Annotated in this window: 13 protein-coding genes; 10 read left to right on the plus strand and 3 right to left on the minus strand. The window is 73.5% G+C overall.

What is annotated here, in order from left to right; translation table 11 throughout:
* Positions 1–92 precede the first annotated feature (92 nt).
* The 3 genes from VT52_RS16980 to nudC all read left to right on the plus strand — a co-directional run bounded on the left by VT52_RS16980 (position 93) and on the right by nudC (position 6220).
* Entirely contained in the window at positions 93–3668 is a 3576-nt protein-coding gene (locus tag VT52_RS16980; protein ID WP_046421407.1) for an ATP-dependent DNA helicase, read from the plus strand.
* A gap of 47 nt (positions 3669–3715) precedes the next feature.
* Entirely contained in the window at positions 3716–5119 is a 1404-nt protein-coding gene (locus tag VT52_RS16985) for a dipeptidase (RefSeq protein ID WP_046421409.1), read from the plus strand.
* A 156-nt stretch (positions 5120–5275) separates the two neighbouring features.
* The gene (gene nudC / locus VT52_RS16990) at positions 5276–6220 is read left to right on the plus strand and encodes an NAD(+) diphosphatase (RefSeq protein WP_046421410.1); all 945 of its coding nucleotides are present in this window, start codon (positions 5276–5278) and stop codon (positions 6218–6220) included.
* 150 nt (positions 6221–6370) lie between these two features.
* On the opposite strand, the gene VT52_RS16995 is transcribed toward nudC, so the two are convergent.
* Positions 6371–6613 (minus strand): mycoredoxin, encoded by a 243-nt coding sequence (locus tag VT52_RS16995; RefSeq protein WP_046421411.1) that lies wholly within the window; start codon positions 6611–6613, stop codon positions 6371–6373.
* Between the two features lie 240 nt (positions 6614–6853).
* Between VT52_RS16995 and VT52_RS17000 the strand changes: the two genes are divergently transcribed.
* The 5 genes from VT52_RS17000 (at position 6854) to VT52_RS37570 (ending at position 10764) form a co-directional block, all read left to right on the plus strand.
* Positions 6854–9058 carry an ATP-dependent DNA helicase UvrD2 gene (locus VT52_RS17000; RefSeq protein ID WP_206306539.1) on the plus strand — a complete coding sequence of 735 codons (2205 nt, stop codon included), beginning with the start codon at positions 6854–6856 and terminating at the stop codon, positions 9056–9058.
* 163 nt (positions 9059–9221) lie between these two features.
* The gene (locus VT52_RS35695; protein ID WP_079175085.1) at positions 9222–9545 is read left to right on the plus strand and encodes a hypothetical protein; all 324 of its coding nucleotides are present in this window, start codon (positions 9222–9224) and stop codon (positions 9543–9545) included.
* A 170-nt stretch (positions 9546–9715) separates the two neighbouring features.
* Positions 9716–10084, plus strand: coding sequence for a WhiB family transcriptional regulator (locus VT52_RS17005; protein ID WP_046421414.1), 369 nt, complete (start codon positions 9716–9718; stop codon positions 10082–10084).
* The gene (locus tag VT52_RS17010; RefSeq protein ID WP_046421415.1) at positions 10081–10404 is read left to right on the plus strand and encodes a hypothetical protein; all 324 of its coding nucleotides are present in this window, start codon (positions 10081–10083) and stop codon (positions 10402–10404) included. Before VT52_RS17005 ends, VT52_RS17010 begins: the two co-directional genes overlap by 4 nt.
* Positions 10405–10551: 147 nt before the next feature.
* A complete protein-coding gene (locus VT52_RS37570) occupies positions 10552–10764 on the plus strand; it encodes a hypothetical protein (protein ID WP_046421417.1) in 213 nt (70 codons plus the stop codon).
* Positions 10765–11170: 406 nt separating this feature from the next.
* Here VT52_RS37570 and VT52_RS17020 read toward each other — a convergent pair whose 3' ends face one another.
* Both VT52_RS17020 and VT52_RS17025 read right to left on the minus strand, forming a co-directional pair.
* Entirely contained in the window at positions 11171–12577 is a 1407-nt protein-coding gene (locus VT52_RS17020; RefSeq protein ID WP_046421418.1) for an ABC1 kinase family protein, read from the minus strand.
* A complete protein-coding gene (locus tag VT52_RS17025; protein ID WP_046421419.1) occupies positions 12570–13799 on the minus strand; it encodes a TOMM precursor leader peptide-binding protein in 1230 nt (409 codons plus the stop codon). Before VT52_RS17025 ends, VT52_RS17020 begins: the two co-directional genes overlap by 8 nt.
* Before the next feature lie 328 nt (positions 13800–14127).
* Between VT52_RS17025 and VT52_RS17030 the strand changes: the two genes are divergently transcribed.
* Both VT52_RS17030 and VT52_RS17035 read left to right on the plus strand, forming a co-directional pair.
* Positions 14128–14700 carry a M48 metallopeptidase family protein gene (locus tag VT52_RS17030; RefSeq protein WP_079175087.1) on the plus strand — a complete coding sequence of 191 codons (573 nt, stop codon included), beginning with the start codon at positions 14128–14130 and terminating at the stop codon, positions 14698–14700.
* A 147-nt stretch (positions 14701–14847) separates the two neighbouring features.
* Positions 14848–15739 (plus strand): TerD family protein (locus VT52_RS17035; RefSeq protein WP_206306540.1); only part of this gene is annotated, 892 nt, incomplete at its 3' end.

The following is a 15739-nucleotide window of genomic DNA, read 5'->3' on the forward strand; positions in this document are numbered from 1 at the left end:
GAACCGCACCCCGCGCCTCTGACCTGCGCCTGTCCCGCTCCCGGGGACGGGCCGGTACGGGATTGTCAGTGCCCCCGGCTACCTTTTTGGACATGCCCGCCCATCTCACCGATCCCGAGCAGCTCAAGGAGCTCCTCGGCATCCCCTTCACCCCGGAGCAGACGGCCTGCATCACCGCGCCGCCCGCCCCGCAGGTGATCGTGGCCGGCGCCGGTTCGGGCAAGACGACCGTGATGGCGGCCCGGGTGGTCTGGCTGGTCGGCACCGGGCAGGTCGCCCCCGAGCAGGTCCTCGGGCTGACCTTCACCAACAAGGCCGCGGGCGAACTGGCCGAACGGGTCCGCAAGGCCCTCGTCAGGGCCGGCGTCACCGACCCGGACCCCCTCCCGCCGGCCGGCCACCGCCCCTCGGCCACGGAGCTTCCCGCCGCCCCGTCCTGGTGGGACCCGGACAACCCGCCGGGCGAGCCGGTCATCTCCACGTACCACTCCTTCGCCGGCCGTCTCCTCACCGACCACGGCCTGCGCATCGGTCTGGAGCCCGCCTCCCGCCTCCTCGCCGACGCCACCCGGTACCAGCTCGCCGCCCGCGTGCTGCGCGAGGCCCCCGGCCCCTACCCGGCCCTCACCCGCTCCTTCGCCGACCTCGTCGGCGACCTGCTCGCCCTGGACTCCGAACTCAGCGAACACCTGGTGGAACCCGGCCGGTTGCGCGCCTGGGACGCGGAGCTGCTGACCACACTCCAGGACGCCGCGCTCAGCAACGCCGAACTGCGCAAGGTCCCCGAGACCGCGACCGCCCGCCGCGAACTCGCCGAACTGGTCCAGCGCTACCGGGCCGCCAAACACGAACGCGACCTGCTCGACTTCGGCGACCAGATCGCCCTGTCCGCCCGCCTCGGGACGCTGCCCGAGGTGGGCCGCCTGCTGCGCGAGGAGTTCCGGGTGGTCCTCCTGGACGAGTACCAGGACACCTCCGTCGCCCAACGCGTGCTGCTCGCGGGCCTGTTCGGCGCCGGCACCGGCCACCCGGTGACCGCGGTGGGCGACCCCTGCCAGGCCATCTACGGCTGGCGCGGCGCCTCCGTCGCCAACCTGGAGGACTTCCCCGACCACTTCCGCCACGCCGACGGGAGCCCCGCCACCCGCCAGGCGCTCAGCGAGAACCGCCGCAGCGGCGGCCGCCTCCTCGACCTCGCCAACGGACTCGCCGCCCCCCTGCGCGCCATGCACGCCGGGGTGGAGGCCCTGCGCCCGGCCCCGGGCGCCGAGCGCGACGGCCTGGTCCGCTGCGCCCTGCTGCCCACCCACGCCGAGGAACTCAACTGGCTCGCCGACTCCGTCGCCCACCTCGTGCGCACCGGCACCGCGCCCGGCGAGATCGCCGTCCTGTGCCGCACGGCCGCCGACTTCGGCGCGATCCAGGGCGCCCTGGTCGCCCGGGAGGTCCCCGTGGAGGTGGTCGGCCTGTCCGGGCTGCTGTACCTGCCCGAGGTCGCCGACCTGGTCGCCGTCTGCGAGGTTCTCCAGGACCCCGGCGCCAACGCGAGCCTGGTACGGCTGCTGACCGGCCCCCGCTGGCGCATCGGCCCCCGCGACCTCGCCCTCCTCGGCCGCCGCGCCCGCCTGCTGGTCGCCCACGCGGGTCCCGGCGACACCGACGACCCGGACCGCCGGCTCGCCGCCGCGGTGGAGGGCACCGACCCGGCCGAGGTGATATCGCTCGCCGACGCCCTGGACACCTTCCTGGACGCCCGCGGCGGGGACCAGGACGGGCTGCCCTTCTCCCCGGACGCCCGCGTGCGCTTCGCCCGCCTCGCCACCGAGCTGCGCGACCTGCGCCGCGCGTTGTCCGACCCGCTGATGGACGTCCTGCACCGCGTCCTCGCCGTCACCGGCCTGGAGGTGGAGCTGTCGGCGTCCCCGGGCGCCCTGGCCGCCCGCCGCCGCGAGACCCTCGCCAACTTCCTCGACGTCGCCGCCGCCTTCGCCGCGAACGACGGCGAGGCCACCCTGCTCGCCTTCCTGGGCTTCCTGCGCACCGCCGCCCAGTACGAGAAGGGCCTCGACAACGCCCTGCCCGGCGGCGAGAACACCGTCAAGGTGCTCACCGCGCACAAGTCCAAGGGCCTGGAGTGGGACGTCGTGGCCGTGCCCGGACTGGTCACCGGCACCTTCCCCAGCGCCCAGGGCCGCGACAAGTGGACCGCGCAGGCCAAGGTGCTGCCGCACGCCCTGCGCGGCGACGCCGCCACCCTGCCCGACGTCGACGGCTGGGACGCGCGCGGCATGAAGGCGTTCCACGAGGCCATGAAGGAGCACCAGCACACCGAGGAACTCCGCCTCGGCTACGTCACCTTCACCCGCCCCCGCTCCCTGCTGCTCGGCTCCGGCCACTGGTGGGGCCCCAGCCAGAAGAAGAAGCGCGGCCCCTCCGACTTCCTCCAGGAGCTGTACGCGCACTGCGCCGCCGGGCACGGCGAGATCGAGGTCTGGGCCGAGGAGCCCGCCGACGACGAGGAGAACCCGGCCCTGCGGGAGTCCGACGCCGACCTGGCCTGGCCGCTGCCCCTGGACGCCGGCGCCCTCGCCCGCCGCCGTGCCGCCGCTCAGACGGTCCTCGCCCACCTCGACACCCTGGCCGTCGCCGGCCCGGCCACCCACGAGGACCCGGACTGGCCGGCACCGCCGGAGGAACCGCCGTGGGACGAGCCGTACGGGGAACCGCCCTACGACGGGGCCGACGCCGAGCCGCCGCGCGAAGAGCTGTACGAGGACCGGTACGACGCCGAGCCGCCGCCCGAAGGCCCGTACGAGGACCCGTACGACGCCGGGTCGCGCCACGAGCCGCGCGGCGACGCCCCGTACGCCGGCGCGCCCGCCATCCCCCACCAGGCCTCCGCCCCCGCCGAGCCGGGCGCCCGCCCGGACCTCACCCCCGAGGAGTCCCGCCTGGTCGCCTCCTGGGACCGCGACCTGGACGCGCTCGCCGGGGAACTGCTGCTCGCCCGCCGTGCCGTCACGGACGTACCGCTGCCGGCGACGCTGACCGCCACCCAGCTGCTGCGGCTGGCCGAGGACCCGGACGGGCTCGCGCGGGAACTCGCGCGCCCCATGCCGCGCCCGCCGCAGCCCGCCGCGCGCCGGGGCACCCGCTTCCACGCCTGGGTGGAATCGCGCTACGAGGAACTGGAGCTGCCCCTGCTGGAGCCCGACGAGCTGCCCGGCACCGACGCCGAGATCGCCGACGAACGGGACCTGGAGGCCCTCAAGGAGGCTTTCGAGCGCACCGAGTACGCCCGGCGCACGCCCTACCGCGTGGAGGAGCCGGTCCAGCTCGTCCTCGCCGGGCGGGTCGTACGCGGCCGCATCGACGCCGTCTACCGGGAGGGCGAGGGCGCGACGGCGACGTACGAGATCGTGGACTGGAAGACCGGCCGGGAGCACACCGCCGACCCGCTCCAGCTCGCCGTGTACCGGCTGGCCTGGGCCGAACAGCAGGGCGTCCCGCTCGACGCGGTCACCGCCACGTTCCTGTACGTGCGCACCGGGGAGGCCGTACGCCCCCGGGACCTGCCCGGCCGGGCCGCGCTGGAACGGCTGCTCACCGGCGGGCCCGGGGCGGCGGGCGGCGAGGACGGCGTGATCCAGCGCGCCCCCCGGGTGTGACGAACCGCCCGCCGAGGATGCGGTCGCGGGCCGATAGGCTCGTGAGCATGAGCCTGACCCCGGACAGCGCCGTCCGCACGTACATCGACCAGCACCGCGCCGCCTTCCTCGACGACCTCACCGCATGGCTGCGCATCCCCTCCGTGTCGGCCCAGCCCGACCACGCGTCCGACGTGCGGCGCAGCGCCGACTGGCTCGCCGCGAAACTGACGGAGACCGGTTTCGCGACCGTGGAGGTCTGGCCCACCGAGGGCGCCCCGGCCGTCTTCGCCGAGTGGCCCTCCGGCGACCCCGAAGCGCCGACCGTGCTGGTCTACGGCCACCATGACGTGCAGCCCGCCGCCCGCGAGGACGGCTGGGACAGCGAGCCCTTCGAGCCCGTCGTCCGCGGGAACCGCCTCTACGCGCGCGGCGCCGCCGACGACAAGGGCCAGGTCTTCTTCCACACCCTCGGCGTCCGCGCCCACCTCGCCGCCACCGGCCGCACCGCCCCCGCCGTCAATCTCAAGCTGCTGATCGAGGGCGAGGAGGAGTCCGGCTCCCCGCACTTCCGGGCCCTGGTGGAGGAGCGGGCCGAGCGCCTGGCGGCCGACGCCGTGATCGTCTCCGACACCGGTATGTGGGCCGAGGACACCCCGACGGTGTGCACCGGCATGCGCGGCCTCGCCGAGTGCGAGATCCGGCTGTACGGACCCGACCAGGACATCCACTCCGGCTCCTTCGGCGGCGCCGTGCCCAACCCGGCCACCGCCCTCGCCCGCATGGTCGCCGCCCTGCACGACGAGCGGGGGCAGGTGGCCGTCCCCGGCTTCTACGACGGTGTCGTGCCGCTGACCGACCGCGAGCGCGAGCTCTTCGCCGAGCTGCCCTTCGACGAGGAGCGCTGGCTGCGCACCGCCAAGTCCCGCGCCACCTGCGGCGAGGCCGGACACACCACCCTGGAGCGCGTCTGGGCCCGCCCGACCGCCGAGGTCAACGGCATCGGCGGCGGCTACCAGGGCGCCGGCAGCAAGACGATCATCCCGTCCTCGGCCGTGGTGAAGCTGTCCTTCCGGCTGGTCGCCGGGCAGGACCCCGACCACGTCGAGAAGGCGGTCCGCGCCTGGGCCGCCGAGCGGGTGCCCGCCGGGATCCGCTGCGAGATCGACTTCGGCCCGGCCACCCGCCCCTGCCTGACCCCGCTCGACCACCCGGCCCTCCAGGCCGTGGCCCGCGCGATGGGCCGCGCCTTCGAGGGCCCGGTCCGCTTCACCCGCGAGGGCGGCTCCGGACCCGCCGCCGATCTCCAGGAGGTCCTCGGCGCCCCCGTCCTCTTCCTGGGGATCTCCGTCCCCTCCGACGGCTGGCACGCGCCCGACGAGAAGGTGGAACTGGACCTCCTCCTCAAGGGCGTCGAGACCAGCGCCTACCTGTGGGCCGACCTGGCCGAGAACTGGCGGCCCGCGCCCTGACCAGCGGCACCGTGGGGAAGGGCGCCACGGGCGAGAGGCACACTTGAGACACCGCCCCGCCCGCGCCCGACCCGGTGCGTCCCGTACGCCGTGCCGTACGTCCGCCCGAACCGATCGCCGAACCGAACCGCCGTACTGGGGGAGTTGGAAGCACCCGTGACCACCTGGACCGACGACACAGCCGACCGACCCATCTCGCTGACCGCCCCCTGCGGCGTCGACCGCGCCGCCCACCACCGGCTGGACGAGGCCTGGCTCGCGGCGGCGTGGAGCCACCCCTCGACCCGCTGTTTCGTGGTCTCCGGCGGCCAGGTGCTCATCGACGAGACGGCCGACGGCCGGACCGAACTCGTCATGACCCCGTCCTTCGAGGCCCCGCTCACCGAGGCGCACCGCTACTTCCTCGGCATCGACGAGGACGGCGTCGCCTACTTCGCGCTCCAGAAGGACGCGCTGCCCGGCCGCATCGACCAGTCCGCGCGCCCGGCGGGCCTGCGCGAGGCGGGCCTGCTGCTGTCGCCGCGCGACACCGCGCTCATGGTGCACGCGGTCGGCCTGGAGAACTGGCAGCGCACCCACCGCTTCTGCTCCCGCTGCGGCGAGCGGACCGTGATCGCCGCGGCCGGCCACATCCGCCGCTGCCAGGCATGCGGCGCCGAGCACTACCCGCGCACCGACCCCGCCGTGATCATGGCCGTGACCGACGCGGACGACCGCATCCTGCTCGGCCGCCAGGTGCACTGGCCCGAGGGCCGCTTCTCCACGCTGGCCGGCTTCGTGGAGCCCGGCGAGTCCATCGAGCACGCGGTGCGCCGCGAGGTCGCCGAGGAGGTCGGCGTCACCGTCGGCGACGTCGAGTACGTGGCGAGCCAGCCCTGGCCCTTCCCGTCCAGCCTGATGCTCGGCTTCATGGCGCGCGCCACCACCACCGAGATCGACGTCGACGGCGACGAGATCTCCGAGGCCCGCTGGTTCTCCCGCCAGGAACTGCACGACGCCTTCGAGGCCGGTACGGTCCTGCCGCCCTTCGGCATCTCCATCGCCGCCCGCCTGATCGAGATGTGGTACGGCAAGCCGCTGCCGACGCGCAGCTTCGTCTGAGGCGCCCCGGGCGGACCGGGACCGGACCCCGTACCGGAACCACGAAGTCCACCACCGGGCCGTGCCGGCCGCCGTCCCCCGGCTGCCGCACGCAACGGCGGTTCCCGAGCCGCTCTCGGCCCGGGAACCGCCGTCCGCCCGCTCGAGCCGTTACGCCGCGAGCTTCTGCTTGACCTGGGCCAGCGAAGGGTTCGTCAGGGTGCTGCCGTCCGCGAAGAGCACGGTGGGGACCGTCTGGTTTCCGCCATTCGCCTTCTCCACGAACGCCGCGGACTCGGGGTCCTGCTCGATGTTGATCTCGGTGTAGGCGATGCCCTCCCGCTCCATCTGACTCTTCAGCCGACGGCAGTAGCCGCACCAAGTCGTGCTGTACATCGTCACAGTGCCCTGCATGTCTCTCGTGCTCCTCAGGCAGCTCGGAAAGGTCGTCGGAGAGGGAACGCGGGGAAACGCCGCGCCATTCCCGCCGGGGGTATACCCGAGGTGCGCCCGCTCCCACCGGGGCGTCCCCGCCTCGGGAGCGCGCCCGGTCCGGGCCCTGCCGCTGTGACACCGGACGCATCCGTACGACTATGAGATCCCGCCTGTGGACAACCGCCGCGGCCGTCCCGGGCGACCTGGCAGCATGGCTGTGTGACAGCAGCAACGCACTCCACCCTCTTCCCGCAGGTACCGGACGTCCCGGACTCGGCCGACGCGGTGCTCGAAGGGCTCGACCCCGAGCAGCGCGAGGTGGCCACCGCCCTGCGCGGCCCGGTGTGCGTGCTGGCCGGCGCGGGCACCGGCAAGACCCGGGCGATCACCCACCGCATCGCCTACGGGGTGCGCTCCGGCATCCTCCAGCCCGCCAGCGTGCTCGCCGTCACCTTCACCAACCGCGCCGCGGGCGAGATGCGCGGCCGGCTGCGCCAGCTCGGCGCCCAGGGCGTCCAGGCCCGCACCTTCCACTCCGCGGCCCTGCGTCAGCTCCAGTACTTCTGGCCGAAAGCAGTCGGTGGCAGTCTGCCCCGGCTGGTCGACCGCAAGATCCAGCTCGTCGCCGACGCGGCCGCCGCCCTCGGCACCCGGCTCGACCGCGGCGAGCTGCGCGACGTCACCGGCGAGATCGAATGGTGCAAGGTCACCCAGACCGTTCCCGCCGATTACCCGTACGCGGCCGCGAAGGCCGGCCGTGAGGCCCCCCGCGACCCCGCCGAGATCGCGCACCTGTACGCGGCCTACGAGGACCTCAAACGCGACCGCGCGGTGATCGACTTCGAGGACGTCCTGCTGCTCACCGTCGCCGTCCTCCAGGACCGCCAGGACATCGCCGAACAGGTGCGCGCCCAGTACCAGCACTTCGTGGTGGACGAGTACCAGGACGTCAGCCCCCTCCAGCAGCGGCTGCTCGATCTGTGGCTCGGCGACCGCGACGACCTGTGCGTGGTCGGCGACGCCAGCCAGACCATCTATTCGTTCACCGGAGCAACCCCCGACCATCTGCTCGACTTCCGCGCCCGCCACCCCGGCGCCACCGTCGTCAAGCTCGTCCGCGACTACCGCTCCACCCCCCAGGTCGTCCGCCTCGCCAACGGACTGCTCGCCCAGGCCCGCGGCCGCGCCGCCGACCACCGGCTGGAACTCGTCTCCCAGCGCCCCTCCGGCCCCGAACCCGGCTACACCGAGTACACCGACGAGCCCGCCGAGGCCGAGGGCGCCGCCCGGCGCATCCGTGAGCTGATCGACGCCGGCGTCCCGGCCGCCGAGATCGCCGTCCTGTTCCGCACCAACTCCCAGTCCGAGACCTACGAGCAGGCACTCGCCGACGCCGGCGTGCCCTATCAGCTGCGCGGCGCCGAGCGCTTCTTCGACCGGCCCGAGGTGCGCAAGGCCGGCCTCGCCCTGCGCGGCGCCGCCCGCTTCGGGGGCAACGACTCCCTCCTGGACGACGCCGTGGACCTGCCCTCCCAGGTGCGTGCCGTGCTGTCCGGCGAGGGCTGGACCACCCAGCCCCCGGCCGGCTCCGGCGCGGTCAGGGAGCGCTGGGAGTCCCTCGCCGCCCTGGTCAACCTCGCCCAGGACCTCTCCGCCGCCCGTCCCGGCGCCACCCTCGCCGACTTCGTCGCCGAACTGGACGAGCGGGCGGGCGCCCAGCACGCCCCCACCGTCCAGGGCGTCACCCTCGCCTCCCTGCACGCGGCCAAGGGCCTGGAATGGGACGCCGTGTTCCTGGTGGGCGTCGCCGAGGGCATGCTGCCCATCAGTTATGCCAGGACCGACGAGCAGATCGAGGAGGAGCGCCGCCTGCTGTACGTCGGCGTCACCCGCGCGCGCGAACGCCTCCATGTCTCCTGGTCCCTGTCCCGCTCGCCCGGCGGCCGTCACAGCCGCAGGGCCAGCCGCTTCCTCGACGGACTGCGCCCCGGCACCACCGCCACCGTCGGCCGCGGCGCCGGGTCCGCCGGGGGCGTCGAGCGCGGCGTCCGGGGCGCGGACACCACCGCGGTGCCCCGGCGCGCCCAGCGCAGTCCGGCCCGCTGCCGGGTCTGTGGCCGCACCCTCACCGACGCCGGCGAGATGAAGCTGATGCGCTGCGAGGACTGCCCCTCCGACATGGACGAGGGGCTCTACGAGCGGCTGCGCGAATGGCGCGCTGTCCAGGCCGCCAACAGCGGGCAGCCGGACTTCTGCGTCTTCACCGACCGCACCCTGATGGCCATCGCCGAGACCCGCCCGGACAGCTCCGCCGAGCTCTCCCGCATCCCCGGCGTCCTCAGCCGCAAGCTGCGCAGCTACGGAGCCGAAGTCCTGGCCATCTGCGCAGGTCAGGAGCTTGATGGCGAGATCGCGGGGGACTGATACGAACTCGTCGCAAAAATAGTTTGCGCACGCGCCGGGAATCCCCATAGGTTCTAGGCACGGAAGCAGCGGCCTTCTCCAAGGCCCGCCCTCCGTGATGTACTTGCACATACGAAACGGACCGGTTCACCGGTCCCTGAGACGCCGAGAGGAGGCGAGTCCAGTGATCAGCATCAACGTCAGCGACATCCGCACGGCCAAACTGACCGATCGCTCGGCCGTCTCCCTGTGCCTGCTCGGCGCCTCCGACCGGGGCACCGGTCTGTCCGGCATTTGTGCCGCTCACCCGGAGTCCTTCCTGCCCGTCGCGGGCCTTCCCGTCCGCGACGAGCGCAATGAGCGACCGACCAAGGCACTGGGAGCAGTAGCGGCACAGGCAGATGCCTATGCCTTTACGGCGACTGGTGCCGGATTCCGGAAGCAGACGACGCAGCACCACCAGATGTGGGCCTTCCGTGGGCCAGAACCCTGGAGTTATCCAGCCTGATCCGATCAGGCCGGCGCCTTCAGGGCCGCGGAACCCCATCCGGGATCCGCGGCCCTTCAGTTTTTCCCGAACGGGAAGGACGACGCGAAGGAGCCTCGGGACAGGAAAAGAACCCGGTACCAGCCGACACCCGGTCAACCGGCCGGACGACCAGACGAGGAAAACCACCCGTGCAACTCGAAGCGCACGCCCCGTCCGTACCGCCTTCGCAAACGATCCCCCCGCCCGGCCTCACGGAGGACTCCACCTTGATCCCGCTCACCGCGCTCACCGCGCTCGACGACGCCATCGAGAACCTCGGCGTACCCGTCCCGTGCCGCTCCTACGACCCGGAGGTCTTCTTCGCCGAGTCGCCCACGGACGTGGAGTACGCCAAGTCCCTCTGCCGCACCTGCCCCCTGATGGAGGCCTGCCTCGCCGGGGCGAAGGAGCGGCGTGAGCCCTGGGGCGTCTGGGGCGGCGAGCTGTTCGTCCAGGGTGTCGTCGTCGCCCGGAAGCGGCCGCGCGGCCGCCCGCGGAAGAACCCGGTCACGGCATGAACACCGCAGGAACAATCGACCGTCCCCTCACGCACGACCCCAAGAAGCAGGCCCCGATGAAGCCGTCCACCAGCGAGCCCGCAGGCTCCGCGACCCCAGACTCCACCACCTCCGGCGCTACCGAAGCCCGCCAGAACAGGACCCGTGAGATGCAACTCATGCAAGAAGCCCTGGCCCGTGCGCATATGCACGACCGCCTCCATGACGCCCACCGGCAACGCCAGGCCACCCGCCTGGCCGTCGCCCTGCGCATGCAGCGCCGCGCCGAACGCGCTTCGCTGCGTGCCCGCCGTGCGCTCGCCATGGCCGTCATGCAGTAAATCCCGCACACGACAAGGGTGCTTCCCCGCGAGAGGGAGGACCCGAGCGATGCGGTGACTCCTCGCGGGGGCCGGTCCGGCCGAACGGACCGGCCCCCGCGGTGCGTTCTGCGTGCCGCCCATCGGTCACGGAGTTATCGTCGCCTGATGACGAGTCTTCCCCGAGGAAGCGATCAGGGTGGCCCTGGGGAGCGCCCGGCGCCGCTCGTGTGCGCCCGCTGCGGTGTCCCCGCCCCCGCCCCCCACCCCGCCACCTGGACCTGCTCCGTGGAGGACGGCGCTCCCCGCTACTTCTGCGCCGCCTGCTCCCGCGACAACCTTCGCGCCATCGAGGGCCGCCTGGACTCGAACTGGTGGTGACGCGCCACCCGCCCGCCGCGCCTCACCCGCCGCCCGGTCCCCGGCCCCGGGCGAGCCCCTCGGCGAGCAGCGGTGTCAGCATGATGCCGTGGTGCCGCCCACCGCGAGGCACATGATCACAAAGACGGCCCTACCCCGGGCATGCGGCGCGCGCCGGCAGCGCCGCCGCCTCGGCCGCGCCAGGCCGTGCGACCCCTGCGCGAACCGTCCCGCACACGGACCGGCCCGCACACGGACCGGCTCGATACGGCCCGAGGGCACCGGCGACCCACCCGGTGCCAGCCGGCCGCGGTCACCCCCCGGTTCTCCATTGGAGCACGCGGCCCGGCCACGGGGCCTGGGCTTTTCCGGGACGCCCGGGTCACGCCTCCGCGGCGGATCCCTCGGTGAGTTCCTCCTCCAGGATTTACTCCGCCAGGAGTTCCTCCGTCCCCTCCGCTTCCGCCGTCTCCTCCAGGACTTCCAGCTCCCCGGCATCGTCCGTGCGGAAGAAGCCCGGGAGCCACGACTCCAGCTCCTCGCGGAGGCGGACCGTGGCGCCCAGTTGGCACAGGACGCCGATGGTGCTGAGGGTGACGCGGTGGATGAGCAGGTAGGCAGGGGGGAGGTTGAGCTGCTTGCCGAGTTGGTAGGCGGGGGAACGGGGGTCGGCGATGCGCGCGGCCTGGCTGCGCATCCAGGAGCGGGTGAAGGTGAACGCGTCGACGCGGGCCGGCTCGATGATCGGCAGCAGATAGTCGAGGACCGCGTCGGGATCCAGCTCTATGGATTCCTTGACGAACCCCTCCTCGCAGAGCAGCTCGTAGACCGTCTCCGCGTCGCCGTCCAGGGTCATCCGCAGGGAGGTCCCGATCGGCGCGGGCAGCCCCCCGGGGAGCCGGTCGACGGTGCCGAAGTCCAGGACCCCGAGCCGCCAGTCGTCCTCGCCGTCCGGGCCGCCCGGCAGCAGCCGGAAGTTGCCCGGGTGCGGGTCGGCGTGCAGCAGCCCGGTGCGGGCCGGACCCGAGAACAGGAAGCGGGCGAGCAGCTGCCCGGCACGGTCGCGCTGCTCCGGCGTGCCGTCCGCGATGATCTCCGACAGCGGGATGCCGTCGATCCACTCCGTCACCAGCACCTGCTCGCACTGGTGCACCACCGCCGGGACCACCACGTCCGGATCGCCCGCGAACTCCTGTGCGTGCGCGTTCTGGGCGGCGGCCTCCAGGTCGTAGTCCAGCTCCTCGGAGACCCGGTCCCGCATCTCCGCGATCAGCGGCTTTATGTCCATGCCCGGGATGAGCGGCCCCAACAACCGTGCGAACCGGCCCAGTTGGATCAGGTCGGACAGCAGGGCCTCGCCGGCGCCCGGGTACTGCACCTTGACCGCGACCTCGCGGCCGTCGTGCCACACGGCCCGGTGCACCTGGCCGATCGAGGCCGCCGCCGCGGGCTTGTCCTCGAACTCCTCGAACAGCTCGCGCCAGTTCTGCCCGAGCCGCTCCGTCAGTACCGCGTGCACCGTGCGGGTCGGCATCGGCGGTGCCGCCTCCTGGAGCTTGGTCAGGGCCACCCGATAGGGCCCCGCGACCTCCTCGGGCAGCGCGGACTCGAAGACGGACAGGGCCTGCCCGAACTTCATGGCCCCGCCCTTCAGCTCGCCCAGCACCTTGAAGAGCTGCTCCGCCGTGCGCTGTTGCAGCTCCCGGCCGACGATCTCCGCGGACTCGCCCACGATCCGCTTGCCCAGTCCCCAGGTCGCCCGGCCGGCGAAGCCGAGCGGGAGTGCGGCGAGCTTGGCGGTCCGGGTGACCGCCTTCCGGGGAAGATCAGACATGCGCCCTCCAAGTCCCTGTCGGCCGTGCCGCGCCCGCTTCGCGTGCCCGCTCCGTCGACCGCCGTTGCACCGCCATTGTCGCGCGTGACCGCGCCGGGGTTGAGGAGTGTTCCCCGTCGGCTTTCTCACCTGGCCTTTCGGCCGCGCCGCAGCGGCAGGCCGGGTGCGGCACGACCGGGCGGGAACGCCAGTTCAGACCGGGTAGGGACACCTCCCAGCGGGCGCCCTCGCCGGACGGCGACACGCCGTCCAGGAAGGCCAGGGCGTGGGCCGCGGCCAGTCCGGCGACCGTCGTGGAGAGGGCCAGGTCACAGGCCCCGACCGGGCGGGTTCCGGTGCCGGAGCGCCACTGGGCGAGCAGTCGGGGCCAGGTGGGATCCCGGTCCGTGCGGGACTCGTGCAGGCAGCCGGCGCAGGCCGTCTCGCCCGGCAGCACCAGCGGGCCCACGACTCCTGTGCCCTCCACCACACCCGCGTACAGATGCGGGGTGCCCGAGGCCAGCAGCGGCTGCGCGGCGCCCGGATCGGGGGCGTGCACGGCCACCTCGTCCCTGGGCGTGAGGATCACCAGGGAGAGCCCGGGTTCCCCGGCGGCGGACCCGGGGGAGCGGGCGTGGCGGGGCGGGCGGTCCGGAGCGGCCCGGCGGACGGCCGCCGCTGCCGCCGTGTCCCGGCGCTCACCGACCGACTCGGGCGGCAGCCCGCCCGGCGCCACGTCCCAGGGCCGCACCCGCCCCTCGTCGCGCACCGCCACCTCCCCGACGCCCGCGCCCGACAGCACGGCGGCCACCAGGGCACCCACCCGCCCCGCGCCGAGCACCCGGACCCGCAGCGCGCGGCGGGCGGCGAGCCGGGCCGGCGCGCCGCCCGGCTCGGGGGAGGTCAGCGAGAGCGAGGCCAGGTCGGGGCGCAGCCGCCGCAGCACCTCCGGCTTCCCGCGCAGCGCGCCCGCGGCCGGTCCGCCACCGCACGCGTCGTCCACGAGGCCCGCGCGGGCCAGCCGGTCCACCAGCGCGTCCACCCGGCCGTCCGGCAGTTTCAGTCGGCGGCCCTCCGCGCGCAGGAGCGGCAGCCCCCGGGTGCCGTTGAGCAGGTCGAGGAAGCCGCTCGTGGCGGCGTCCAGCGGACCCAGCGTCAGCGCGTGCGCGGGAGTCATCCCGAACTGCGCCGTGCCGAGATCACGCCAGCCGCGCCGCAGCGCCGGTTTCACCATCGGATGCATGACGGACCCCCGAATTCGTGTGCCGGTGTATCCACGTGAATGTCGCTGTTGCCCTGCTCGGCGGACGATCGGCCGAATTGGCCGCTCTCCGTCGACGCCTGCCAGCATGCCCGCTCGGTCCGGCGGGCGGGGAAAGTTATCCACAGACGGCGGATGTTCCTCATATGAATCGACGAATACCTCAGAAGGGATGAAAGATTCATAACTTAAAATATGTTGCATATACGGCATAGGGGGCGGTCGTACAAATCAAACGCACGGTGGGGGATCCGTACACAACCGTCCGGGAGCCGGGACTTTGCCCCTGCCCAGCGGGTAACGTCGGGGCGTGTCCGCCGACCCACTTCAGCACCGCGCCGGAAAGACAGAACGCAGCGCGACGAGCGCGATCGAGGTCCGCAGGAGTGCCCGACGCCGCCGGACGGTCTCCGCGTATCGCGAGGGCGATCGCACTGTCGTACTGATCCCCGCCCGGATGTCGAAGGCGGAGGAGCAACGCTGGGTGACCGTCATGCTCGACAAGCTCGCGGCCCAGGAGAGCCGGCGGGTGCTCGGCGACGCCGAACTGGCCGAGCGCGCCGAGCGGCTGTCGGCGCAGTTCTTCGACGGCAGCGCACGCCCGGCCTCCGTGCGCTGGGTCACCAACCAGAACACCCGCTGGGGCTCGTGCACCCCGGCCGAGGGCAGCATCCGCCTCTCCCACCGGCTCCAGGGCATGCCCGAGTACGTCATCGACTACGTGCTCTGCCACGAGCTGGCGCACCTCCTGGTGCCCGGTCACGGTCCCGACTTCTGGCGGCTGCTGGAGGCGTATCCGCGGACCGAGCGGGCCCGCGGCTACCTGGAGGGCGTGGTCGCCGCCGCCCGGCTGCCGCACGTCCCCGACACGCGGGGCGAGTGACCCCGCCCCGCGCGGCCGCCGTGTGTGTGGCCGGAATCGGTTCTGTACCGGGTCTGTACCGACGGGGACCGGCCGGGCTGGTTGACGGCCCCAGCCGTTAGCCTGGCGCGACGCACTCGTATTCGGGATGGGGGACGGTCGTATCGCATGGCCAGGGAATTCCAACGCGGCCACAAGGCCAGGATCAGTGACCTGACGGCAGGCACCGATCTGTACGTAGGCGTGCAGATCGACTGCCCCGGACTGACCTTCGACATCAGCTGCTTCGGCCTGGACTCCGAGGAACGGCTGTCGGACGACCGGTACTTCGTCTTCTTCAACCAGCCGAAGTCGCCGGAGGAGTCCATCCAGCTGCTCGGTGCCCAGGCGGGCGACACGGAGTCGTTCCGGGTCACGCTCGACCGGATCCCGGAGCGGGTCCGCAAGCTGTCCTTCACGGCGACCATCGACGGCGCCGGGCAGATGTCGCAGATCGGCCCCGGCTACCTGCGGATCGTCGCGGGTGGCGAGGAGGTCGCCCGGTACTCCTTCACCGGCGCGGAGTTCTCCACCGAGCGGGCCGTCATGCTCGGTGACATCTACTTCAAGGACGGCTGGCGGTTCGCCGCGGTCGGACAGGGCTTCGACGGCGGCCTGGAGGCGCTGCTGAAGAACTTCGGCGGCGAGGTGCTGGAGGAGGAGGCGCCCGTCGCCCCGGAGCAGCAGCCGCAGTCCGGCGCCGCCCCCGGCTTCGCCCCGCCCGCGTTCGCCCCGCCCGGCGAGTCGGCCACCCCGCCCGCCTTCGCCGCCCCGGCCCCGCCCCCGGCCCCCGCGGCACCCCGCCCAGCCCCCCAGGGTTACGCCCCACCGGCCGGCAGCACGCTCCCGCAGGGCTTCGCACCGGGTTCCACGCCTCCGCAAGGCTTCCCGGTCCTCGGCGACACGCCCCCGCAGGGCTTCCCGGCCCCCGGCAACACGCCTCGGCAGGGCTACACGCCCCCCGGCCAGACGCCGCCCCCGGTCCCCGCCCCGGGCGCGCCCGACGTGCACGGCGCGCCGA

It is taken from the genome of Streptomyces malaysiense (assembly GCF_000980885.2).
Taxonomy (GTDB): Bacteria; Actinomycetota; Actinomycetes; order Streptomycetales; family Streptomycetaceae; genus Streptomyces; species Streptomyces malaysiense.